Source organism: Clostridium fallax (assembly GCF_900129365.1).
In the GTDB taxonomy this organism is placed as follows: domain Bacteria; phylum Bacillota; class Clostridia; order Clostridiales; family Clostridiaceae; genus Clostridium_AH; species Clostridium_AH fallax.
Map to the genome: position 1 here is coordinate 57,555 of NZ_FQVM01000011.1, position 25,439 is coordinate 82,993.

Genomic DNA, 25,439 nt, shown 5'->3' on the forward strand with positions numbered 1-25,439 from the left:
ATAAATAATAAACATAAAACTTCATTAAATAAAATTATACTGCTTCATCTATATTATTTACAAATTGACTATTATAAAGGTCAGAATAGAAACCACCTTTATTTAAAAGTTCTTCATGAGTTCCCTTTTCTATAATATGCCCATGATTCATAACTAAAATTAAATCTGCATTTTTTATAGTTGAAAGTCTATGAGCTATTACAAAACTTGTTTTTCCTTCCATCATTTTATTCATAGCCTTTTGTATATATAATTCTGTTCTTGTATCTACACTACTTGTTGCTTCATCTAAGATTAATATAGATGGATTTGCAATTATTGCTCTTGCTATAGTTAAAAGTTGTCTTTGACCTTGAGATATATTAGAAGCTTCTTCATTTAAAACTGTATCGTATCCCTTAGGAAGAGTTCTAATGAAATGATCTGCATGAGCTGCTTTAGCTGCACTAATCACCTCTTCTTCTGTAGCATTTTCTTTTCCGTAAGCTATATTATCTTTTATAGTTCCATTAAATAACCAGGTATCTTGAAGAACCATTCCAAATAAACTTCTTAAATCTCCACGCTTTATATCTCTTGTATCTATTCCTTCAATTTTTATAGATCCACTATTTATTTCATAAAATCTCATAAGAAGATTTATTATAGTTGTTTTTCCTGCTCCTGTTGGACCAACGATTGCTATTGTTTGTCCTTTCTTAGCACTAATATTCATATCTGAAATTAAAATTGAATCTTCTTTATATCCAAAGTTAACATTATGAAAATCTACATCACCATTAACTTTTAAAAGATCATTTTTATCTTCATAAAGTTTAAACATAATACCATTCTCTTCTTTTATTACAGAAACAGCTTCCTTTTTATCTGGAATTTCTTCTAACTCATCTAATAATTCAAAAACTCTCTCTGCAGATGCCACTGTTGATTGAAGTATATTTGCAATACTTGCAGTTTGATTTATTGGTTGAGTAAATTGTCTTGAATATTGAATAAAGGCTTGAATATCTCCTATTTGAAGAGTTCTTTTAGTAACCATTACCCCTCCAACAACACACACAATAACATATCCTATATTATTTATGAAAGTCATTATAGGCATTACTACTCCAGATATAAATTGTGCCTTCCATCCAGCTTCATAAAGATTATTATTTATTTCTTTAAATTCCTCTATTGAAGTTTCCTCATGACCAAAAGCTTTTACAATTTTATGTCCTGTATACATTTCTTCTACATGACCATTTAAATCTCCCAATACTTTTTGTTGCTTTACAAAGTATTGTTGTGATTTTTTGATTATAGTTTTAGTTGCTATTATACATAATGGAATTGTTATAATTGTAACTAAAGTTAAAAGAGGACTTATAGTAAGCATCATAATAATTACTCCCACTAAAGTAACCACTGCTGTAACAAGTTGTGTTATACTTTGTTGAAGAGTTGAACTTACATTATCTATATCATTAGTAACACGACTTAAAATTTCTCCTACAGTTTTGGAATCATAATATTTTAAAGGTAACTTAGATAACTTTTCATCAACATCTTTACGCATTTTTAAAACTGTACTTTGAGCTACTCCTGCCATAATATATTGTTGAAAATAACTGAATATAGCACTAAATACATAAAATCCTGCTAATATTATAAGTAGTTTACCTATATATTTATAATCTATAGTTGCAGTTGGTATTTTCATTCTAATCATTATGCCTTCAAATAATTTAGTAGTAGCTTTACCCATTATAGTTGGACTTACAATTGAAAAGAGGGTACTCAATATAGCCATAATAAATATTATAAATAATTGAACTTTCTTAGGACTTAAATATTTAAGTATTCTTTTCATTGTACCTTTAAAATCCCTAGGCTTTTCAACACTCATTGCAAATCCTGCATGAGGGCCTCTTCTTATAGGTAAATCTTTTTGTTTTTTATCTCCACTCATGCTATCTCCTCCTTTGAAAGCTGTGATTCTACTATTTCACAATATACCTTACAATTCTTTAAAAGTTCTTTATGAGTTCCAATACCTTTTACTTTTCCATCATCAAGAACTATTATTCTATCTGCATCCATAACAGTACTAACTCTTTGAGCTACTATAATAACTGTTGATTCCTTTGTTTCATCTTTAAGAGCATGACGAAGTTTAGCATCTGTTTTAAAATCTAAAGCAGAAAAACTATCATCAAAAACATAAATTTCTGGTTTTCTAACTAAAGCACGGGCAATAGATAAACGTTGTTTTTGTCCTCCAGAAACATTATTACCTCCTTGGGCAATAATTGAATCGAAACCATCTTTCATTTCTGAAATAAACTCAAAAGCTTGAGCTGTTTTAGCAGCATTTTTTATTTCCTCTAAAGAAGCATCTTCTTTTCCATATCTTATATTGTCTTCAATAGTTCCACTAAACAACACTGCTTTTTGAGGAACTAGACCTATTTTTTGTCTTAAACTCTTTTGATCTACATTTCTTATATCTACACCATCAACCAAAATACTTCCCTCTTTAACATCATAAAATCTTGGTATCAAGTTAACTATTGTAGATTTACCAGAACCTGTTCCACCAATTATTGCAGTAACTTCTCCAGGTTTTGCACTAAAAGATATATTTTCTATAGCTGGTGTTTCAGCTCCTTCATATCTGTAAGTTACATTTTTAAATTCTATATAACCTTTTTTGTCATTAAAATTTTCTTCCTTATCTAAATCCTTTATAGATGTTTCTTGATCTAACACTTCATTTATCCTAGTTGCAGATGCTGAAGCACGAGGTATTAAAACAAACATCATAGAAACCATAATAAGTGAAAACATTATTTGCATAACATATTGAACAAAAGCCATTAAGTTACCAACTTCCATGTTCCCATCGCCAACTCTAATAGATCCAAACCACAATATAAGAACTGTTGTAAGATTTAATATTATCATCATAGAAGGCATTAAAGCTGCCATTATTTTATTAACCTTTATAGCTGTATCAGTTAAATCCTTATTAGCTTTATTAAATCTTTTATTTTCATAGTCATCTCTATTAAAGGCTCTAATTACTCTAACACCTGTAAGTTTTTCTCTAAGTACTAAGTTTAATTTATCTAATTTTTTTTGCATTGCATTAAATAAAGGAATCCCCTGTCTTGTAATGCCAAATATAGTTAATGCCAAAATAGGAATAACTATTAATATAATTAATGATAATTTAGCATCCTTTGATACCGCCATTATTATTCCACCAATACACATCATTGGTGCTGTTACTATCATTCTTAACATAATAATTATCACTTGTTGAACTTGATTTATATCATTTGTAGTTCTTGTTATCAATGATGCTGTTCCAAATTTATTAAATTCATTTAAAGAATAACTTTGTACTCTTTCAAATACAATATCTCTAAGGTCTTTTCCATATCCAACTGATATTTTAGCTGATAATAAGCTTGCTCCTATAGTACATATAGCGCCTAAAGCTGCAACAATAAGCATTACTCCACCAATTTTTAAAATATAATTAGTATCACCACTTACAATACCAGTATCAACAATATCTGCCATTAAGGTAGGTAGATATAATTGAGATATTGATTGGAAAAATAATAAAATTAAAACTATAATTAATGGATTTTTATATTTTTTTAAGTATTTAAATAGCTTTAACAATTTAATCATCTCCTAATATCATTTATTATTTTTCTCATATTCTATAATTTCTTTAAGATTATTTGTCATCTGGATAAGTAATCTTCTAAATATTATTTTTTCTTCTTGAGTAAAGTCCTTAAAATATTCTTTTTCTAGATCTTTTTCTAATTCTTTAATTTCTTTACAAATTTTAATTCCCCTATCAGTTAAATAAACTCTAGAAATTCTTTGATCTTCTTTATCTGATTTTCTATAGATTAAATTAGCCTTTTCCATTCTTCCTAAAACTATTGTTAAAGTAGATGGTTTTACAGATATTCTATCAGAAAGCTCCTTTTGACTTTGGCCATCTTTACTTTCCAAAGCTAAAAGCACATAAGGTTGCCCTGGGTATAACCCAAGCTTTTCCAAAGCCATATGAATCCTTTGGTAGTGAGCTTTTATATTTTGTAGATATGCATAGTATATAGTTTCAATTCTTTCTTCCATAAAATCACCTCATTAATTTAGACGTCAAAATATATTAGAATATTATCATAATGATTTTTTTATGTCAATAATGTTTATTTATTAAAATTTAACATATTTACTGATTTAATATTTATTTAATTATTATTTAAAAATATTTATACTGTTAACATTTATGTAATAAAGTAAATAACTCCCTATTCTGTATTGATTTTTAATTTATTAATTAGCCATCTAATGATTTATTACTTGTATTTTTATTAAAAATTTCTTATATTTGTCAATATAATATAAAAATTTTATACTTTTTATTTTCTTTAAATAGTTGTAAAATAATAGTAAATCATATACGGAGGTATAATTATGACTTTTGTTACTGAAAAGGAAAAAATGATTAACGGAGAAAATTACGATGCATCTGATGAAACTTTAGTTAAATCTAGACTAAGAACAAGAAAACTAACTCGTTTATATAATGAATCATCTGATGAAGATTTTAATAATAGAACAGAAATATTAAAAAATTTATTAGGTTCTTTTAAGGATGCCCCTTTTATAGAACCACCTTTTAGATGTGATTATGGTTTTAATATTCATTTAGGAAAAAACTTTTATTCTAATTTTGATCTTGTAATTTTAGATATATGCCCTGTAACTATCGGAGATAACTGTTTTATAGCTCCTGGAGTTCATATATACACTGCAGCTCATCCTATAGATCCTTTAGAAAGATTAAAATATGAATTTGGAAAACCTGTAACTATTGGAGATAATGTATGGATTGGAGGTCATGCTACTATAAACCCCGGTGTAACTATTGGAAATAATGTAGTTGTAGCCTCCGGATCAGTTGTAGTTAAAGATGTCCCTAATAATGTTGTAGTAGGAGGAAACCCTGCTAAAATAATAAAAACAATAGAGATTTCTAAATCCTAAACTATTTAATTATAATATTATTTTTATAGTTTTCTTTTTTAATTTTATTCAATATTGTATTAAAGACTGCTGATAAATTATCAGCAGTCTTTATAAATAAATATTTAATATTTTTAATTTTTAAACCCTATATAGAAAACCATAATAATAAATTTAATCTATATCATTATTATCTATATTTTGTTTTACTGGTATTGTTATAGTAAACTCACTACCTTCTCCTAGTTTACTTTTTAACTTAATATCTCCTTTATGAAGTTTTACTAACTGATTTACAAGAGTTAATCCTAAACCACTTCCACCATGCTCTTCTGTTATAGAGTTATAAGCTTGTCCAAATCTATTAAATATAGCTTTATGATATTTTTCATCTATTCCTATTCCTGTATCTCTAACTATTATATCTACAGTATCTATATTATCTTTAATTACAACCTCTATAGTTCCACCTTCTTTTGTAAATTTAACAGCATTTCCTATTAAATTAACAACACATCTTTCTATTTCCCCTCTATCACATTCAATAGCTTTTTCTTCAATTTCAGGATCTATTATAAGCTCTATCCCCTTACTTTCTATGTAATTTTTCATAGATAAAGCTACCTCTTCTACAAGGTACACAATATCTACCTCTGTTATATGTAATCTATATGTACCAGACTCTATCTTAGAAGTATCTATTATATTGTTTATAAGTCTTAATAATCTATCAGAATTTCCTTTAAGAGCATCCATATAATAAGCTAATTTATCCTTTGTTATCTTTTTACCTTTAGAATTAAATTCATTTATAAGTTGCACTGTAGCTAATATTACGTTTAAAGGTGTTCTAAGTTCATGAGATAAATTTACAAAATAATTATTTTTATATCTTTCTATTTTTATTAATTTATTATAAAGTTCTTCATTTTCATCTAATTTGTTATTAAGTTCTAAGGTTCTTTGTCTTACTAAGCCTTCTAATATATTCATTCTATTCCAAATAAATATAACAATTATTATTATTATTATTATATACAAAGTATAAGCCATTGGAGTTTGCCATGGTGGATTTTTTATCATAACATCTATAACTGTAGGATCACTCCATTCCCCTGTAGCATTTCTTGCTTTAACTAAAAACCTATACTTTCCTGGTCTTACATTTGTATAGTTGGCATAATTCCTATTATTAGAATATATCCAGCTTTTATCAACACCATCTAATTTATAAGCATAATTAGTTTTAGTTACATTTCTATAATCCGGCAGAAAAAATTCAAAAGAAAAGAAGTTTTGATTATAATTTAATATTATGTTTTCTCTAATATCTTTATGATTACCACTAATTAAGAAGTCCTTTATAACCACTTTTGGTAAAAACGTTTCTTCCTGTAACTTGCCAGGATAAAAACTATTGAATCCATTTATTCCACCAAAAAACATTTCTCCACTTTTACTTTTATGAAATGAATATGCATTAAATTCATTATTTTGAAGTCCATCAGTTATATTAAATGAAATAAATTTATTTTTTACAATATCTAATTTACATATTCCTCCATTTGTACTTACCCAAGGATTTCCTTCATTATCTATTAAAACTCCATAAACAAAATTATTAGCTAATCCAAGTTTTTCAGTATATCTACTAAACCCTTTAGTTTTTCTATCAAATTTATTTAATCCATAATTAGTAGCAATCCATAAGTTGCCTAATTTATCTCCTGTTATTGCTTTAATAGAATTTATACTTAAGCTATCATCACTTTCTTCACTTTTGTAATTTTTAACTTGTCCTGTACTTTTATTATAACTAGTAACCCCTCCATTTATAGCACTTCCAAACCACATAACTCCAGAATCATCTTCATATATAGATGTTATAAATTTATCTATTATTCCATTATTATCAAAAATAAAATTATAACTTTTAAAGCTATCCTTCCTATCAAAAGTACATAATCCATTTCTAGTTCCTATCCATAAAATTCCTTCTCTATCTATATATAAAGATTTAACTTCATTCCAAATTAAGGATTTATCTGTACCATCATTATAATAATTAGTAAATGTATTAGTCTTTTTATTTAACTTATTAAGACCATAAGAAGTAGCTATCCATATTTCATCATCTTTTCCTGTAACAGTCCATACAGTATCATCACTTATACTATTCTGATCTTCATCATGTTTATAAATTTTTATATTATTGTTTTTTCTATTAAATCTATTTAGTCCTCCACTATTAGTACCAATCCAAAGTTCTCCATCCTTATCTTCATATATACCTTGGATCATATTGTCGCTAAAACTATTTTTTCCTTGCGTTCTTTTATAATGTTTAAAAATTGTTTTAGGATTAAAGGTACTTATTCCATTATTAGTACCAACCCAAACAATACCAGATTTATCTTCAAAAATAGTGTTAATCTGGTCATTTGTTAAGCTTTGAGGATTATATAAACTATTTTTATAAGTTATGAATTTATTATTTCCTAAATATTTAGCAAGCCCTCTATCAGTACCTATCCAAATATTCCCTATTTCATCTTCATAAACTGCCCTAATTGTATTAGATGGAATTCCAAAAGGATTTTCTTCTTCTTTTTGAAATCTATTTATTTTATTTCCTTCCTCATCTAATTCAAATAATCCATTATCCTTTGTTCCTATCCAAAGATGATTGTTTTTATCCTTATAAATCTTACTTACATATTGAAGATTAATATTGCTTAAGTTTCCCAAGTCTACTCTAAGAAACTTATTATTTTTTTCGTCATACTTTTCTAAACCATCTTTAGTTCCTACCCATATATTGCCTTTTCCATCCTCTTCTATGGATGTCACGAAATTATTAGGGTCACCATTAAGATTTGTTTCCTTTATGTATATTCTTTTAAAAGTTCCTTTTTCTTTAAAAAATATGTTTAATCCATTTTCTGTTCCTACCCAAATTCTATTTTTAGAATCTATAAATATATCCCATATATTATAATGAGACAAACTATTATTATTTTTTTCATCATAAGTATAGCTTACTATTTTACCTGTTTTATTATCTATCTTACTTAATCCCTTTGAAGTTGCTATTAATAAATCACCATCTTTATCTTGTAAAACATCACTTACTATGTTAGATATAATTCCATTAATATTATTTTTTTTGCTTCCTTCGTATTTAAAAACATCAAAATTATGTCCATCATATCTATTTAATCCGTCTTCTGTTCCGAACCACATGTATCCATAATTATCTTGAAAAATAGATTCTACAGATGCCTGAGATAATCCATCTTCTATATTAATTCTTTTAAAGTTTATATCTTCTTCTTCAGCTTTTACTATTATGGGAGTAAAAAAATAAATACAATCAAAAAAACCCATATACTTATATAGCATCTTTTTAAGTTCTTTTTCACAAGTTCACCTCCAAAATATTTTGTATTTATGGCGCTTATTTAATTATACTAATTTATTTATTAAATTTGTATATATCTTTGATAAATTGTTAACTTTTTTAATGTTATAAAACAAAATACGAGTGAATTTTTAAAAATAACACTCGCATTTTATATAAGTTTAAAAACTTAAAGAATTTTTTAATTCTAATTCTATTTCCTCATCTTGCCTAACTTTTTTATTATTTTCTTTTTCTTTATCAAAGGCCACACTTAGCATAAGTTTAATTCTATTTAATTGATTAACTTCACTAGTTCCTGGATCATAGTCTACTGCGACTATATTAGCTTCTTTATATCTATCCTTTAAAGCTTTAATAACACCTTTACCAGTAACATGATTAGGAAGACATGCAAAAGGTTGCATACAAATTATATTATTTGCACCTTCTTCTATAAGCTCTATCATTTCTGCAGTTAAAAACCATCCTTCGCCAGTTTGATTTCCTATAGATATTATTTCACTAGCTTTTTCTGCTAAGTGATATATACTTTTAGGAGGATTAAATCTCTTACTATTTTTTAAAGCATCAACTACAGGCTTTCTATAATGTTCTATAAGTTTTATCCCTAAATCTCCTGCAATTTGTCTAAACTTAGAACCTGAAAGCTTTTTATATTTAAAGTCTCCATCATAAGAACAGTATAGGAAAAAGTCAAGTAGCCCTGGCATTACAGCTTCTGCTCCCTCTCCTTCTACAATATCTACAACATTATTATTTGCAAGTGGATGGAACTTAACAAGAATTTCACCAACTAGTCCAACTCTTGGTTTCTTTATATCTCTTAACGGAATATTATCAAAGTCATTAACAATCTCATAAACATCCCTTTTAAATTGGCTAAAACCACTATTTAAAAGGGTATCTGTAGCCTTACTTTGCCATTTTTCATATAAGCTATTACAGCTTCCTTCTATTTCTTCATAAGGTCTTGTTCTATATAAACATTTCATTAATAAATCACCATAGCATAACGCTAACACTAATCTTCTTGCTAATAATGGTGTTATTTTAAATCCCGGATTTTTTTCAAGACCATTAGCATTTAATGATATTACTGGTATGTCTCCATATCCTGCATCCTTTAACGCCTTTCTTAGAAGTCCTATATAATTTGTAGCTCTACATCCTCCCCCTGTTTGAGAAATTATAAGAGCTGTTTTCTTAGGATCATATTTTCCAGATAAAATCCCACTTAATAAAGATCCTATTACTATTATTGAAGGATAACAAACATCATTATTTACATACTTAAGTCCAATTTCTATAGCCTTTTTATCATCATAAGGCAGTACTTCTAAGTTATAGCCATGCTTTTTAAATATATTACTCATAAATCCAAAATGTATAGGAGACATATCTGGAGCTAATATTGTATAATCCTTTTTCATATCTTCTGTAAATATAGGTCTCTTTTCTACATTCTTTTCCGGCTTTTTAGAAACATAATTATTTCTTGCTCTTTCTTCAAGGGCCGCTTTTAAAGAACGAATTCTTATTTTTACTGCCCCTAAATTTGTTCCCTCATCTATTTTAAGTATTGTATATATTTTCCCACTTTTATGTAAGATTTCTTCTACCTGATCACTAGTTATAGCATCTAATCCACATCCAAAAGAATTAAGTTGAATAAGTTCTAGATTTTCATTTTCTCCAACTACTGTAGCAGCTCCATAAAGTCTTGAATGATAAACCCATTGATCCACTACTCTTAAAGGTCTATCTATCTTTGCTAAATGGCTTATACTATCTTCTGAAAGAACAGCTATACCAAAAGAAGTAATTATATTAGGAATTCCATGATTTATTTCAGGGTCTACATGATAAGGCCTTCCACTTAAAACAACACCTATCTTGTTATTTTCTTTTAACCACTTTAATGTTTCTTCACCTTTTCTTCTAATATCATCCTTAAAGTTTATTTGTTCTTCCCATGCATTTTCTACTGCTTTATTTATTTCACTCTTAGAAATATTAAATTCACTAAATTCATCATATAATCTCTTTTTTAGCTTATTTTTATTTTGAAGAGAGAAGAAAGGATTTTTAAATTTAATATTCTTTTCTTTCAATATATCCATATTATTTTTTATAACCTCTGGATAAGAAGTTACTATAGGACAATTGTAATGATTATTACTTTCCTTATATTCTTGTTTTTCATAAGCTATACAAGGGTAAAAAATAAAATCTACATTTTTATCTACTAAATCCATTATATGCCCATGAGTTAATTTTGCTGGATAACATACTGATTCTGACGGAATAGTTTCTATACCCATCTCATAGACTTCCTTAGAACTTCTTCTTGAAAGCACTACTTTAAATCCTAAATCTTTAAAAAATGTTGCCCAAAAAGGATAATTTTCATAAATATTTAAAACTCTAGGTATTCCTACAGTTCCCCTTTTAGCTTCTTCTTTCTTTAAAGGAGCATAAGAAAAAGTTCTTTTATATTTATAATCATAAAGATTTATAGCTTCATCTTTTTTCTTTTCTATTCCTGCTCCTCTTTCACATCTATTTCCTGATATAAATTTATTATTTTCACCAAAACTATTAATTGTTAATAAACAATTATTATTACACTTACCGCATCTTCTTATTTCAGTATCAATTTTAAAGTTATTTAATTCATCTAATTTCTTTATAGATGAAACTTTTCCTTCATTCCATCTCTCTTTAGATATAATAGCAGCACCAAAGGCCCCCATAAGTCCTGCAATATCAGGCCTTATAACTTCTCTACCAGAAATTAATTCAAAAGCACGAAGTACTCCATCATTATAGAATGTACCTCCTTGAACTATAATATTTTTCCCCATTTCCTTTGGATCTCTTATTTTTATAACCTTAAATATTGCATTTTTAATTACAGAATAACATAATCCTGCTGATATATCCCCTAAAGTAGCTCCTTCTTTTTGAGCTTGTTTTACTCTAGAGTTCATAAATACAGTACATCTAGATCCTAAATCTACAGGATGCTTAGAGAAAAGTGCTTCTTTTGCAAAATCTTGCACAGGTAAATTTAAAGATTTACCAAAACCTTCTATAAAAGAACCACATCCTGAAGAACAAGCTTCATTTAATAAGATGCTATCTATTACTTTATCTTTTATTCTTAAGCATTTCATGTCTTGACCACCTATATCAAGTATGAAATCAACCTTATCTAAAAAGTGTTCTGCTCCTTTAAAGTGAGCAATAGTTTCAACTTCTCCTACATCTACTGAAAGTGCCTGTTTTATAAGCCCTTCCCCGTAACCAGTTACTGTTGCATTAGCTATAAATGCATCCTTAGGTAATTTACTATATAAGTCATTTAAAATTTCTATAGTCTTTTTTAAAGGTTTCCCATCATTATTTCCATAATGAGAATAAATTAAATTGCAATCTTTATCTATTAATGCAACTTTAGTAGTTGTAGATCCTGCATCAATACCTAAAAAGCACTGTCCCTCTATTTCACTTATATCTTTTCTCTTTATTTTATTTCCTTTATGTCTATTATTAAACTCTTCATATTCCCCTTCATCTTTAAATAAAGGTCTAAGTCTATCTATCTTTTCTGTATTTAATGTTTCAAGTTTTTCCACTCTTTTAACTAAATCAGAAAACTCTATTATTTCTCCATCCCTTGAACTTAAAGCCGCTCCTTCTGCAACAAAAAGCTGAGAATTCTCTGGAAAAATAATTTGATCATTCTTTAGATTTAACGTTTCTATAAATCTATTTCTAAGTTCAGACAAAAAGTATAATGGACCTCCTAAAAAAGCAATATTTCCTCTTATAGGTTTTCCGCAAGCTAATCCACTTATTGTTTGATTAACAACTGCTTGAAGAATTGAAACTGCAATATCCTCTTTTCTAGCTCCCTCATTAATTAAAGGCTGTACATCTGTTTTTGCAAAAACTCCACATCTCGCTGCTATTGGATATATATTATTATAATTTTTTGCAAGTGCATTTAATCCTTCGGCATCAGTTTCTAAAAGTGTTGCCATTTGATCAATAAAAGCTCCTGTTCCACCAGCACAGGTTCCGTTCATTCTTTGATCTATTCCACCTTTAAAATAAGTTATTTTTGCATCTTCTCCTCCTAATTCTATAGCTACATCTGTTTTCGGTATAAATGTTTCTATAGTTTTAGTACATGCAATAACCTCCTGAACAAAGGGAATTTTAAGCCATTCAGAAACAGATAATCCACCAGAACCTGTTACATTAACTGTTATTTCCCCTTGAAAAACACCAAAAGCTTCTTTCATTAATGATATTATTGTACTTCTTATATCTGAAAAGTGTCTTTTATATTTACTATAAACCACATTATTATCTATATCTAATAAAACTATTTTAACAGTAGTAGATCCTACATCTAATCCTAAATTAAGTACCTTATTCACTCTATCATCACCTTTCAAATTCACAAATTTAAAATATCTTATGAATTTCAAACCATTTTTAACATTCCCCACTATATAAACTTTTTCTTATATTTTATCATAATAATGAATAGCTTTTTTATTATTAAATTATATTTATATTTAATAATTAACATAAAACCAAAATATAAATATTAGATTATATTAGTTCATATTTCTTTACAAACCCCTATAAAATCTATCTTTTAATTTATCTCAAAGATAATCTACTATTTTCTACTGTTTTTTAATATTTTCGTATAATTTCATATATATTTTTTAAATCCCTGTTAATATATGAATGAAAACTTTTTCTTATTTTTTATTAAATAATATTATTTAATAAAATAATATATGAAAATTTTTCTAAAAAAACTAGGTACCTAATAGAAAATTATTAGGTACCTAGTAATATAAGTCTTATTAATTTTATGCCATATATTTTAATTATTATCTCTACTTACTAGTTTAGTTAATAAATCTAGTACCCTAATATATATCCATATTAATGTTATCATAATTCCAAAAGCTGAATACCACTCCATATATTTAGGAGCACCATATTGAATTTCCTCAGATATAAAGTCTAAATCCACTATTAAATTTAATGATGCTACTATTAGAATAAATATCGAAAAACCTATACCTATAATACCATTTCCATAAATATAAGGTATGTTTATATTAAATAATCCTAATAAAAAAGTAAATATATAAAGTAATCCAATAGCTAAAGTCATTCCTATTACAGCTTTCCTTATTCTATGACCAATTGATGGATTAAACATATAAACTAAAATCATTGAGAAAGATATAATAATTGTTACAATAATAGCATTCATAGCAATTCCTTGATAATATTGATTTATAAAAAATGATAAATTAGCTAATAATACCCCTTCAAACGCCGCATAAAATACACTTGTTATTGGTGCTATTTTAGGTAAAAACGAAGTAACAAATCCTAAAATAATAGTTCCTATAGCTGCCACTATTAAATAACTAGAGTTAAAAAATCCTATCTGCTCTAATTTTAAATATGAAACTAATGTAGAACATAAAACTACTATTAAAAGTAAAATTGTTTTAATTACAGTTCCACCTAAAGTCATAGTATTTTCTGACTTATATCCTTTTACTTCTTCAAAGCCTTTTCTTAGTGCTGGATTGGCATTTTCCATATTATCAATCCTCTCTTTATGAAAAATTATTAATTATTTAATTATACCATGTTTATTAATTACAAATTAAAAACGTATTTATTTTAACTAAATATTATTTAAGTTTAATGTTTTTTTACATTTTTATTTAATTTGTAACATAAATAAAAATAAAGCTTTGAAGATTTATAATCTAAAAAGCTAGTAAAATTATATAAGTAGTATATTAATTTTTAATAAAGTTTAAAATTAATATAGCTATTATAAAAAAAATTATCATTAAAATTAAATTTTTTAAATCTTTTTTATTTTTATATTTAAGATATTTAGGTAAATAATTTATTATTAAAATTAAATCTACGGATATCAAAATTATTAAAACTAAAACCATATAAACACCTCAATAATATATAATAGGAAATTTTACAAATTATTTACTATTATATATTATCCTAATTGATATAATCAACAACTTCTTAGTTTTATTTTAATATTTAAATTTATAGTATATATAATCTATCTCTTCTTTAGTTAATACTATACTTTTATCTACTTCTAAAATCTCTATATCTTTTACTAAAGAATTAATCTTTGTCAGTTTAATATGACTATTATTTTTTACTATTATATTTTTTATGTTACTCTTTCTTCCGAAAACAATAAAAATTTTTATGTATTTATTATACCCTGGTAAAGCTCTATCTAATGATATCAGCTCTCTTCTAGCCTCTATAATCGGATTATCAATTTGAGACTTTAAATTTCTCTTATCTATAGCTCCCCAATATTTATAATCTTCATTTCCAATAACTTTTTTATTTATATTTTTATATTTTATTATAAAGATTCCTTTTTTATGAAGAACTATAAAATCTAAAGTTAAAATATCTTTTTCATTTAATGGTAATTTAACATTTGCTAATATTCTCTTATGACCTTTAATTCTCTCTAATACTTCATATATTTTAAAATTATTTTTAATTGTTTTACTAAATATTATCTTAAATATATTTATATTAGACTTAACACTATATCTTTTAATTCTATATCTCGCCATAGAAAGTATTATACATATTACTACCATAAAAGAAAAAATAATAGAATATAAAACAAAATCTTTGTACATCATAATATTCATATGATTGAAGCCCCCTTAAATTTTGTTTTAAAATAGTATTATATAATGGATACTATTAACTATGGTATTAACTTAATTGTACTACTAATTTAAAAGGACTTCATTCTTATTAGCATGTAAAAATAAATAACATTAAAATATAATATTATACAAAAGCATTGCTTTTATTAGCATATTAATAAGAATTTCTTTAAATACTATTTATATTATCAATATAAGTTTTTGTTTTTATATTTATATGAAATTTACTAACATTTAATTTTATATACCTATATAAAATAATATAAAACCTAATCCTAATATTATAAATGCTAATATTATCTTTAATATCCTACCTATATTATTGTATCTTTCAGAGCTAATTATATTATTTAATAACCCTTGTGAAACTCCTGCTAATATTATAATTAATGAATGCCCTAAACTAAAAGATACTAAAAGTATTATCCCTATAAAAACGTCTCTACTAGATGCTATTACTGCTAAAACTGATGCTAAAACTGGAGTTGCACAAGGCGTTGCAACTAATCCTGAAAATAATCCTAAAGAAAATATTTTTAATAGTGATAAATTTTCTGGCTTTTTAGGAACCTCACAGGTATTATTATTTTTTTTTAAGTTTATTACACCTAATAAATTAAGTCCACTTATTATTAAAATTATACTTAAAATAACATAAACATATTTATTTATTGCTATAAATATCATTCCTAAATAAGATGTAGCTATACCTATTATTACAAAAGTAATAGTCATACCTAAAACAAAAACTAAACTATATATTAAAGATTTTTTCTTTGTTTTTATATTGCTATTCCCCATATATCCAATAATTACAGGCAAAGTAGTCATAATACATGGTCCAAAAGATGCCACTATACCAGCTAAAAAAACTATTGGAATAGCTAAATATATATTAGAGCTAATAAAATTTCCATCTATCATTTTATTTTACTCCTATCTCTTTTAAATATTTAGCAATCTCACTATGAGAAATAGCTCCCTCACTTTTAGTTACATATTCTTTTTCCTCGTTTAAATATACTAAAGTAGGAGTAACCCTTACATTATAGAGATTAGCTATAAAATAATTATTAGGATCATCTAAACTTATAGATACTATATTTAATTTATTTTTATATTCTTTTTGTATATCTACCAAAGTTGGTTTTATTATTTTACAAGCAAAACAACTATCACTAGTAAAATATAAAACCATTGGTTCTTTCATTTCTTTTGCTTCCTCATAAGTTATTTTTGAAAGTTCTTTATTTGAATCTTTATTTCCAATATTAACTTTAACTATATAAAGCCCTAAAAGTATTATAATAACTAAAAATAATATTAAATATTTTTTCCTTATACTCATAAATTCTCTCCTCTAATAAATTAATCAAAGAATTATATCATATAACTTATAAATATATCAATTATTTTGCGTAAATTTTAAAAATTTTCAATTTATTTTATTGAATATACTAAATTTTATTTATTAAAGCAAATAAACTAATTATTTATAAAAAAATGGTAATAATATTTAATAAATAAATTAAAGAGGTGAGTTTAATGAGAAGAGTTTTCTTGTTTTCTTCAATTTTTATATTATTATTTTCAAATTTTCAATTTAATTATAAAGATACATATTCCAACTTAATATATAATTCAGAACTCTCAAAAAATACCCATCATGAAAATAAATTTCTTTTAAGTAATAATAACTTAAAATCAAAAAATATTAATTATATTTCTGGAGAATGGATTGTTACTGATGATATTATTAGTACCTTTATGTCCTCTGAAAATAAAGAAGATTCATTAAGGTATTCAGGAAAATATCTTAATATAAATAACAGATTATTTAATTATAATAATAAAACTTATAAGGATATATCTTATGACATATATGATATATCAGAAGAAGAATTTTTTTCTCAGTGGAGAGTTTCATTAAAATCATTAGGTATATATGCCCCTAAAGCTAAAAAAATAACTATAAAAAATACACCATTTAGCAATGAATTTAATTACATATTAGTAAAAAATAGATCTACTATTTATTTAATCTATAATGGTACCTTTTTTAGGCTTAATAAAGTTAATTAAAATTTCTTTAATTTAATTAATAAAAATATTATCCTATATAAATTTTAATATATATTAAATCATATAAAATATTTATTATATTTTTATTAACTAAAAGACATTAATGTTAAAATATATAATATAAGGTAATAATTTGTTTTATGTGTTTATAGGTGTATAATATTATTAACAATAATATTATATAGGAGGGATTTTAATGAGCAAAAAGAAACATGGATTCCCTACAGCATTTACAGTACTATTCATAGTTTTAATTATTGCCGCAATATTAACCTACATAATTCCAGCTGGTTCATATTCTAAATTAAAATACAATATGAATAATGGAGTTTTTATTGTTACTACTCCTACTGGTGAAGTTTCTGAGCTTCCTGGGAACCAAAAAACTTTAGATGATTTAAATATAAAAGTTCAATTAGGAAAGTTTACAGATGGAAGTATTACTAAACCTGTTGCTATTCCTGGTACATATGAAAAAGTTGAACAAAACCCTCAAGGCATAGTTCAAATAATTGAAGCACCTATTAAAGGTGTATACGATACAGTTGATATTATAATGTTTGTATTTGTTATAGGTGGAGTTATTGGTGTGTTAAATGCTACAGGCGCCTTTGATGCAGGAATTTCTAGTCTTTCTAAGGCTACAAGGGGCAAAGAATTTTTATTAATAGTTTTAGTTACATCTTTAATTTCCCTTGGTGGAACTACCTTTGGCCTAGCAGAAGAAACTATAGCACTTTATCCTATTTTAATACCCGTTTTTATGGCTGCTGGATATGACGCCATAGTTTGTATAGCAGCCTTATATATGGGTTCTTCTATAGGCACAATGTTTGCTACAGTAAACCCTTTTTCTTCTGTAATAGCTTCTAATGCTGCAGGAGTAAACTTTACAGAGGGTCTAGGTTTTAGAACTATAGGCCTTATTATAGCTACAATAATCACTATTATTTACATAATAAAATATGGTAACAAAGTAAAAAAAGATCCTACAAAATCACTTATATATGATCAAAGGGAAGAAATATCTAAAAGATTCTGCTCTGACACTGGAGAAGTTCCAAAATTCACCTTAAGACTTAAATTAATGCTTATAATCTTTGCCTTTGCTTTTGTGATCTTAGTCTGGGGTGTATCTAGCCAAGATTGGTGGTTTACAGAAATGACTGCATTATTCTTGATTGTAGGGATAATACTTGGAATAATATCTGGAATGGGAGAAAAGAAATTTGTAGATAGATTTGTTTCTGGTGCTGCTGATTTAATGGGAGTTGGATTAGTTATAGGTGTAGCAAGATCTATTAATCTAGTTTTAGAAAATGGACAAATTTCAGATTCTATCCTTAACTTTTTCTCAAATGCAGTTCAAGGAATGGATAAAAATATATTTATAATTTTAATGCTAATTATATTTATAATTTTAGGATTCTTTATCCCTTCATCTTCTGGTCTTGCAGTTTTATCCATACCAATTATGGCACCACTTGCAGATACTGTAGGATTACCTAGAGATGTTATAGTTAGTGCTTATCAATACGGCCAAGGCTTAATTGCATTCATAACCCCTACAGGGCTTATCCTTGCAACCTTAGCCATGGTTAATGTAACCTATGATAAATGGTTAAAATTTATAATGAAACTGATGGGATATATAGCTCTATTCGCTGCAATTTTACTTTTAATTCAAGTTCATGTATAAATCAAATATATAATTAACTTTTAAAAACAACTTAAAATTAAAATCTATGTTATAAAATTTATATTTCTTAATGTTACTATACAATTTATAAAAAATATAAAAAAGACTGTATCTTAATGATTTATCAATTAAAATATATAGTTCTATTCTTAAACTTATTCCTATACTATATATCTTATATTGTTTAAACTTTGATACAGCCTTATTTTATAATATCTTAAATATTTATTTTTATAATTTCACTATATAATATTTTATGAAACTATAAAGCCAAAAGCTTACTAAGCTTTAAATTAAGTTTTAATATTCTAATATAAAGATTTAGTATAATTCTTTATATATATTTATCATGTCATCTTTACTCATAGCTACATAGTTATTATTTAAAAGCCTTTGCTGAGTAGATAATACTAAGCCTGAAAATATATCTATTTCTTCTTCTAACATTCCATAATCTTTTAGTGGTTTTCTATTTATTAAATTATTTAAAAGATTATCTAATTCTTTATAAACATTATCCTTTGAAACCTTTAATATTTCTGATAAAATATCATTTAATTTAGAGATTTTTCCTTCTGGATTCTTCTTATTATAAAAATTCAAAACTGATATTAAAAATTCATAATTGGCCTCTCCATGAGGAACATGATATTTACCTCCTAATGGATAAGATAATGCATGAACTGCTCCAACTCCAGTATTTCCAAAAGCAATACCAGCATAGTTACTAGCAATTAGAAATTTCTCCATTATATTTTTTCTATACTCTTCTCCATTTTTTATTATATCTTTATATCCCTCTATTATGATTTTTATTGCTTCTAAGCTATACATTTCTGTATATAAATTACTTTTAGGAGATATATAAGATTCTATACTATGAATTAAAGCATCTATTGAACTATAAACAAAGAATCTATATGGCATACTTATACAAAGTTCTGGAATTAAAACTGCATAATCAGGATAAAGCTCATCTACTGCTAGTCCCATCTTTGTTTTATCACTTTTTATTTCTGTTATAGAAATATTAGTAACTTCACTTCCAGTACCACAAGTAGTTGGTATAACAATTAATTCTTTATCCTTTATAATTGGAATTTGCTTTTTAAAAAGTTTTTCTGTATTTTCTACATTCTTTAAAACTAATAACTTACCAACATCAACTATAGATCCTCCGCCAATAGCAATAACTCTTTTGTAGCTAATATTTTTAATATCCTTTAATATAGAATCTATAGCATAATCATTAGGCTCATTAAAATTATATTTATCCTTTAAAATAAAATTACAATTAAGATTTAATTCTTTCAAAAAATCCTCATATAATCTATTATTAGTAAAAATTAAATCTCCCTCTCCTATATTAAATTCTTTTAAAAATTCATTAATTTTATTGAACTTAAATATAGTAGGTTTTATTTGTAAAAGTTTCATAAAAATTCACCTGCTTACTTTATATTTATTATTCTTTTATTTTATCATAATAAATATTAAAGTAATTACTTATTATTAAAATTCTAATTTTTTATAAACTAAAAAATTATCAATCTTTATTCCTAGTTTGTTTTACTATTTGATTTGTAAAGACAGCCATTCCAGCTACAATAATTCCTTGTATTATTGCCAAAAAAGAAAATCCTTCTATGACAATAGATCCTAAAATCCCAAGCACCATTAAAATCCAAGGAATTGTCCAATTTTTTATTTTAGGAGAATTTCTTAAAAATATTCCTAATATATAAATAGCCGGTATTAATATCATAATATTTTGTGGTACAAACTGTAAAATATCTAATTCCAATTAAATCATTCCTTTTATATTAATTTTTGTCTTCTACAATTAATATATGATTAAAAATAAATTTATTTCATATTTTTTCTATAAAATGTAAACAGTTTAACTATTTAATAATTTATTGTTAATCCCTTTAAAAATCTATATTTATAACGAAACTTATATTATTGAAAGTTTAAATTTAAATTGATATAATAAAGTTTGTTTTTAATAATATGAATAGATATTTACATAAATATGGGGGTTTAAAAATGCCAATTAGAATAGCAATTCTTGGTGGGCCAAGATGCGGAAAGACTACATTAATTCAACAACTATATGTAGAACTAAAGATTAAAGGACTTAATGTAGGAGCCGCTACAGAATATAGCACTGATTATTTAAAAGAAAAAGGAATGATTGAATCAATTTCAGAACAATATGGTATTTATTTAGGACAACTTCAATTAGAAGAAGGATTAAATGAGTTTGATTATGCCTTAACAGATTATGCGACTTTTGTACCATACATATATGGAAGATTTATGTTAGGAGACAGAAAAAGAACTTCTAAAGAAATCGAAATATTAAAAGATCTTTACCATTTAGCACTTAAAGATTTACAAAAATATGACTATATCTTCTTTGTTCCAAGAGAATTTGGATATAAAAAAGATGGAATTAGATGGCAAGATGAAGATACTGCATCATCTATAGACAAAGCTATAAAACAATTTTTAGACAGTGAAAATGTAAAGTATTCTGTTATTGAAGGTTCTACAAAAGATAGATCTAAAAAAATATTATCTATATTAAATATAAAAGATGATGAAATTATAGAGCCTATCACAAAAATAAATAGAAAAGATAAATAAATTTTACTTATCTTAAGTTTAATTAACTAAATAGGTTATCTTAAAAATATTAAGTGTCTAAGAATTTAAATTGTACTAAATGAATTCATTATATAAGTACAAATTAAAATAAAACCAGTAGAAATATTAAATTCTACTGGTTATTTTTTTATTCACAGCTATTAAATATAAGTTATAAAATTATAGTTTTACACAGCTCCCTATATTTATAAAAACTTTATTTTACTAATATAAAATTTATATAGTCAATTCTTTTCCTGTATAATTTTTAAAGAATCCATCACAATTTTTTTCAAATATATTTACAGCTTTTTCTCCTGTACAGTGTGAAGCCCCAACTAACTTTATATTTAATTTTTTAATTTCATCAATAGTTTTTTCTATTCTATCCTCATCTGCCTCTATTAAATGAGTTCCTCCAATTACTGCATATATTGGCTTTTTAATTTGTTTATTTATTGATGTTATCATGTTTAGTATTCCAGGATGAGAACATCCTAAAAGGATTATAAGGCCCTTTTCTGTATCTAAAACTAAGGCTATTTCTTCGTTGAAATTATCTATTTCGTAATGATCATCCTTTTTTATAAGCATATTAGGATTTAATGTTTCAAAATCATATTTTCTTTCAAAGGAAGAAAATAAATAAACATTATCACAAATTTTTTTAAAATCTTCAACAAAATTTATATTGATATTCTTATCCTCTAAATATTTTTTATCAAAATCTATTCCTATATATTTATATTCATTATCACTAGAAATAAAATCTATTGATTGATTTTTAGATGCATTTTCTAAACTACAGTAATGATATTTATCTTTATTATCAAAAAAACTTTTTCCAACATAAAGTTCTGGTTTAATTGAGAATTTATCTAGTAATCCTCTAACTCCACCACAGTGGTCATAGTGAGCATGACTTAAAACTAAATAATCTATATTTTTAAAATCTATTGCAAGATTATTAGCATTAGATATAAATTCTCCCGACTTTCCTGTATCAAACAGTATATTTTTATCTTCTGCTTCTATAAAAAAGCTTAAACCGTGTTCATTTATTAATTCTTTATTTTCTCCTAGAGAATTCTCTATAACAGTTGTAATTTTCATTTATAATCCTTCTTTCAAAATAATATTTATATAGATTTATATTTTTTTCTTTATAAGTAAAATCCCCCTTTTACACCTATATATAACTATTATTTATGATATCCTATATGGTTTTATAAATTAAACTCTATATTCTAACTTAAAGCCTTAATAATAAACTTTAACCTTTTAAAGCTCTATATAATTTTAAAATTCTATCTTTTCCATATATATCTAATATAATATTTTTATTTTTTATTTAGTTTTTTATTAATTTTATAAATAATTATATCTTTTTAATAATAGCTTATATTCTCCTTGATTAATTTTTTCTTCCGCTTAAATTTATACATTGTATTTTTTTAATTTAAATATATATTTTCACTTTAAATTTTAAATAAAAAAATATTAGAATTTATAAATTCTAATATTTTTTTTATTTTTATTAATTAACAAAAGTTTTTATATTATTATTTGTATTTAATTATTCTTTAAATTTACTATTATATATACTTTCCATTGAAAATTTAATATATTTTATATATTAAATTTATCTATTTTTTCTTTTAATTCCTTTGATAATCCGTAAAAGCTTTTTACATTATTATCTAAGTTTTCCATCATAGCTATAGTCTCCTCTACACTAGCTGAAATTTCTTCTGTTGTACTTGATGTATTATCAATTGAAGAGGTTATATTATCAATAAATTTCTCTACATCATGCTTTCCTTCTATAACTAAATTATTGTAATTATTTACCTCTATTGTTTCTTCATATATAGATTTAACCCCTTTAGAAATTCTTTCAAAAGCTTCTTCAGTTTCATCTACCATTTTTACATATTCTTTAAAAATGCTATTATTATTATTTATCTCATTAACTGAGTTATTAGATTTATCTTCTATATCTTTAATTATTTTTTTAATCATACTAGTTGATTTAGCACTTTCTTCTGATAATTTTCTAACCTCATCTGCAACTACAGTAAATCCCTTTCCTGCCTCTCCTGCCCTTGCAGCTTCTATAGATGCATTTAATGCTAAAAGATTTGTTTGCTCTGCAATATTCTCAATTGCTATTAATATACTACTTATCTCTTTAACACTACTATTTACTTCCATTATAGAATCCATTAATGTACTGTTGTTTTGTATTATTATAGAAGTGTTTTCTGTTAACTCTTTAATAGTTTCCATTCCCTTTTGACTAGATGCTTCTGTAATCTTTACTGATTCATCTGTATTTTTTATAGACTTTGTTATATCTTCTAAGTTTAAAGAGAAATCATCCATTCTTTCTTTACCTTTTTGTGCACTAAAGGCTTGATTTGAACTTTCTTCTGATATATTAATTATAGCTCTTCCAACTTCTGTAGAACTTATTTTTGTTTGTTCTCCTATTCGTTCTAAATCCTTAGAATTTTCTAATATAACTTGTGAAATTTTTGCTACTTCTTTAAATGATTCATTAATGTCTTTTATCATTTTATTAAATGATAAAGCTATTCTACCAAATTCATCTTCCGATTTTACTTCTAATTGTACTGTTAAATCTCCATTAGCAGCCTTCTTAAATGAATTATCTAATTCATTTAATCTTTTTACTATATTTCTACTTACTAAAAGACTTATAATAACTCCTATGGCTATAAATAATAATGTTAGTATTAAAGTGAAGATTTTAATAGCTGCTGATTTACTATTTATCTTAGCCTTTGGAACTGAAAGCATAATTGTCCATTTAGTATATTCACTTTTAATTAAAGTACTTACAATATCTTTATCTTCATACTTTGTTAAATCATTATTATTTTTAATTACAGATTCTAAATCCTTATTCTCTATTTCTTTAGAAAGTAATGATGAATCTGAATTAAATATATATTTATTATTACTACTTAATATGTAAATATCTCCTTCATCTCCAACTTTTAATGTTCCTATTTTATCCATAAGTTTGTTTAACTTAATATCTAAAGCTAATACTCCATATATTTGTCCATTATTTTCTATTGCTTTAGATGCTGTAATTAACAAAATATTCTTTTCTCTATCTAAATAAGGTTCACTCCATACAACATTTCCTTTTGCTTTTATAGCTTCTTTATACCAATCCCTTTCCGTTGGATCAAAAGTATCTTTTTCAGTTTTGTTAAAAATATATTGTGTTTTACCAGAAATCATATTTTTATTTGGCATAGTCATATAACAAGTGCTAATATTAGGATCTTCTGTTAAAGAGAACATAGTTTCTCTTATATCTTTTATTTGCTGATTTTTTATAGGATCTACTACATTATAAGCATCTTCAATTTGTCTTGCTCTATCTAAAAATCCATTTTCATAAGTGGTTTCTGCTACAGTTATAAGACCAGTATTTTTCGATAAAGATTGAAGCTTATATATATTACTGGCTAAAAATTCATCTATTGATGTATCAATTTCCTTTGTTAATGATTCCATAGAGCTAACTTTTTCATTAAATAAAGTGTTTTTTGATTTATTATAAGTTAACTCTCCTAATAGAATCATAGGTACAATAATAATTGATATAAAGATTCCTACTAATTTTACCTCAAAAGATTTTTTAAAACTCTTCATAAATATTACCCCACTATTTATTATATTTTTAAAATGAAATAAATCTTATATAAAAAATTACCTC

The 25,439-nt window shown here is 25.2% G+C and carries 17 protein-coding genes; 4 read left to right on the forward strand and 13 right to left on the reverse strand.

Translation table 11 applies throughout. The features are described 5' to 3' along the window. Positions 1–34: 34 nt before the first annotated feature. The 3 genes from BUA70_RS07195 to BUA70_RS07205 are packed head-to-tail and all read right to left on the reverse strand — an operon-like array spanning position 35 to position 4,146. The gene (locus BUA70_RS07195; protein WP_072895550.1) at positions 35–1,951 is read right to left on the reverse strand and encodes an ABC transporter ATP-binding protein; all 1,917 of its coding nucleotides are present in this window, start codon (positions 1,949–1,951) and stop codon (positions 35–37) included. Beyond that, positions 1,948–3,675 carry an ABC transporter ATP-binding protein gene (locus BUA70_RS07200; protein ID WP_072895553.1) on the reverse strand — a complete coding sequence of 576 codons (1,728 nt, stop codon included), beginning with the start codon at positions 3,673–3,675 and terminating at the stop codon, positions 1,948–1,950. Before BUA70_RS07200 ends, BUA70_RS07195 begins: the two co-directional genes overlap by 4 nt. Before the next feature lie 18 nt (positions 3,676–3,693). Next, on the reverse strand, positions 3,694–4,146 hold the full coding sequence (locus BUA70_RS07205) for a MarR family winged helix-turn-helix transcriptional regulator (protein WP_072895556.1): 453 nt from the start codon (positions 4,144–4,146) through the stop codon (positions 3,694–3,696). Between the two features lie 342 nt (positions 4,147–4,488). Here BUA70_RS07205 and BUA70_RS07210 point away from each other — a divergent pair, with 342 nt between their 5' ends. Continuing rightward, complete coding sequence (locus tag BUA70_RS07210) at positions 4,489–5,061, forward strand: maltose acetyltransferase domain-containing protein (protein WP_072895559.1); 573 nt, start codon at positions 4,489–4,491, stop codon at positions 5,059–5,061. Between the two features lie 153 nt (positions 5,062–5,214). Here the strand turns inward: BUA70_RS07210 and BUA70_RS07215 are convergent, their stop codons facing one another. The 6 genes from BUA70_RS07215 to BUA70_RS07240 form a co-directional block, all read right to left on the reverse strand. After that, positions 5,215–8,442, reverse strand: coding sequence for a sensor histidine kinase (locus BUA70_RS07215; protein ID WP_072895563.1), 3,228 nt, complete (start codon positions 8,440–8,442; stop codon positions 5,215–5,217). 180 nt (positions 8,443–8,622) lie between these two features. Further along, a complete protein-coding gene (locus tag BUA70_RS07220; RefSeq protein ID WP_072895566.1) occupies positions 8,623–12,912 on the reverse strand; it encodes a 2-hydroxyacyl-CoA dehydratase in 4,290 nt (1,429 codons plus the stop codon). 461 nt (positions 12,913–13,373) lie between these two features. Further along, positions 13,374–14,111 (reverse strand): Bax inhibitor-1/YccA family protein, encoded by a 738-nt coding sequence (locus tag BUA70_RS07225; RefSeq protein ID WP_072895570.1) that lies wholly within the window; start codon positions 14,109–14,111, stop codon positions 13,374–13,376. Between the two features lie 466 nt (positions 14,112–14,577). Further along, entirely contained in the window at positions 14,578–15,228 is a 651-nt protein-coding gene (locus BUA70_RS07230; protein ID WP_072895573.1) for a nuclease-related domain-containing protein, read from the reverse strand. A 261-nt stretch (positions 15,229–15,489) separates the two neighbouring features. Beyond that, positions 15,490–16,173: a cytochrome c biogenesis CcdA family protein gene (locus BUA70_RS07235; RefSeq protein ID WP_072895576.1), complete on the reverse strand. Its 684-nt coding sequence runs from the start codon at positions 16,171–16,173 to the stop codon at positions 15,490–15,492. Position 16,174: 1 nt separating this feature from the next. Further along, positions 16,175–16,597 (reverse strand): thioredoxin family protein, encoded by a 423-nt coding sequence (locus BUA70_RS07240; RefSeq protein ID WP_072895580.1) that lies wholly within the window; start codon positions 16,595–16,597, stop codon positions 16,175–16,177. Positions 16,598–16,794: 197 nt separating this feature from the next. Between BUA70_RS07240 and BUA70_RS07245 the strand changes: the two genes are divergently transcribed. Further along, positions 16,795–17,331: a hypothetical protein gene (locus BUA70_RS07245; RefSeq protein WP_072895583.1), complete on the forward strand. Its 537-nt coding sequence runs from the start codon at positions 16,795–16,797 to the stop codon at positions 17,329–17,331. 196 nt (positions 17,332–17,527) lie between these two features. Further along, positions 17,528–19,030: a YfcC family protein gene (locus BUA70_RS07250; protein WP_072895587.1), complete on the forward strand. Its 1,503-nt coding sequence runs from the start codon at positions 17,528–17,530 to the stop codon at positions 19,028–19,030. Positions 19,031–19,351: 321 nt separating this feature from the next. On the opposite strand, the gene BUA70_RS07255 is transcribed toward BUA70_RS07250, so the two are convergent. Then, entirely contained in the window at positions 19,352–20,467 is a 1,116-nt protein-coding gene (locus BUA70_RS07255; protein WP_072895590.1) for a 4-hydroxybutyrate dehydrogenase, read from the reverse strand. Between the two features lie 109 nt (positions 20,468–20,576). Further along, a complete protein-coding gene (locus BUA70_RS07260) occupies positions 20,577–20,834 on the reverse strand; it encodes a phage holin family protein (RefSeq protein WP_242977308.1) in 258 nt (85 codons plus the stop codon). A 245-nt stretch (positions 20,835–21,079) separates the two neighbouring features. Between BUA70_RS07260 and BUA70_RS07265 the strand changes: the two genes are divergently transcribed. Continuing rightward, the gene (locus BUA70_RS07265) at positions 21,080–21,682 is read left to right on the forward strand and encodes an AAA family ATPase (protein ID WP_072895593.1); all 603 of its coding nucleotides are present in this window, start codon (positions 21,080–21,082) and stop codon (positions 21,680–21,682) included. Positions 21,683–21,919: 237 nt separating this feature from the next. Here BUA70_RS07265 and BUA70_RS07270 read toward each other — a convergent pair whose 3' ends face one another. Next, positions 21,920–22,795: an MBL fold metallo-hydrolase gene (locus tag BUA70_RS07270; protein WP_072895597.1), complete on the reverse strand. Its 876-nt coding sequence runs from the start codon at positions 22,793–22,795 to the stop codon at positions 21,920–21,922. A gap of 516 nt (positions 22,796–23,311) precedes the next feature. Then, positions 23,312–25,375 (reverse strand): methyl-accepting chemotaxis protein, encoded by a 2,064-nt coding sequence (locus tag BUA70_RS07275; RefSeq protein WP_072895600.1) that lies wholly within the window; start codon positions 25,373–25,375, stop codon positions 23,312–23,314. Positions 25,376–25,439 lie beyond the last annotated feature (64 nt).